Annotated in this window: 1 protein-coding gene; it reads right to left on the bottom strand. The window is 67.8% G+C overall.

The genetic code is table 11. The features are described from left to right. On the bottom strand, nt 1-676 hold a 676-nt coding region (locus CU102_RS28360), incomplete at both ends, for a DUF5801 repeats-in-toxin domain-containing protein (protein WP_245425636.1).

Here is a 676-nt window from a genome sequence, read left to right as displayed (position 1 = left end):
GGCAGCAGCCAACGTCGTGCTGTCGTCCGGATCAGTGGCGTCCGCGTGAACGATCGCCCGAGCCTGGTCGAGGCTCACGAGGCCAGCGGCGCTGACGCTGACCGTGAACACGATCGGGCCGGCGGCTGAGCCGGCACGGCCGACCACGTTGCCACCTTCCACGAACAGCAGGACGGGGTCGCCGGTTGCGGTGTCGGTGAGGCCGCTATCGTTCGTGACCTGGCTGATGCCGAGCGCATAGGTGATGGCGTCACCATCTGCACCGGCATCCGAGGTGAAGGCCGTCGAGAAATCCGCGCTGGCGTCGGTCGTCAGGTCGGTCTCGTCCACCGTCAGTTCCGGCACGACACCGTCTGCCGTGATCGTCGGGCCGTCATCCTCGAAGTTAAGGCTCTGGCCGATGTCGTGCGTGGCCGAGGCCTCATCCCCGTCGTTGTCGGTGATGGTCGCCGTCAGGGTAATGAGGTCGGCAGCAGCCAACGTCGTGCTGTCGTCCGGATCAGTGGCGTCCGCGTGAACGATCGCCCGAGCCTGGTCGAGGCTCACGAGGCCAGCGGCGCTGACGCTGACCGTGAACACGATCGGGCCGGCGGCTGAGCCGGCACGGCCGACCACGTTGCCACCTTCCACGAACAGCAGGACGGGGTCGCCGGTTGCGGTGTCGGTGAGGCCGCTA

Source organism: Phyllobacterium brassicacearum, assembly GCF_003010955.1.
Classification (GTDB): domain Bacteria; phylum Pseudomonadota; class Alphaproteobacteria; order Rhizobiales; family Rhizobiaceae; genus Phyllobacterium; species Phyllobacterium brassicacearum.
This window is presented reverse-complemented; position numbering and strand designations above follow the sequence as displayed.